The 299-nt window shown below is 73.6% G+C and carries 1 pseudogene; it reads left to right on the top strand.

Annotation, left to right across the window (positions count from 1 at the left end):
- Positions 1-173: 173 nt before the first annotated feature.
- Positions 174-299: pseudogene (locus JHD62_RS22805) on the top strand (hypothetical protein); the annotation flags it as partial.

Here is a 299-nt window from a genome sequence, read left to right as displayed (position 1 = left end):
CCCCCCCCCCCCCCCCCCCCCCCCCCCCCCCCCCCCCCCCCCCCCCCCCCCCCCCCCCCCCCCCCCCCCCCCCCCCCCCCCCCCCCCCCCCCCCCCCTCCCCCCCCCCCCCCCCCCCCCCCCACCCCCACATCTTACTGTTCGTCGGCAGCGTCAGATGTGTATAAGAGACAGGCCTATACCCGTGATGAAAACGACGAATTCGTTGCGGCAACCAGTATTGGCGCCCCGGTCAAGATGCAGGATGGTGATGTTGCCATCTTCATGAACTTCCGCGCCGACCGTGCGCGCCAGCTCACC

It is taken from the genome of Aquitalea sp. ASV11, from assembly GCF_016429185.1.
GTDB classification, from domain to species: Bacteria; Pseudomonadota; Gammaproteobacteria; order Burkholderiales; family Chromobacteriaceae; genus Aquitalea; species Aquitalea pelogenes.
This window is presented reverse-complemented; position numbering and strand designations above follow the sequence as displayed.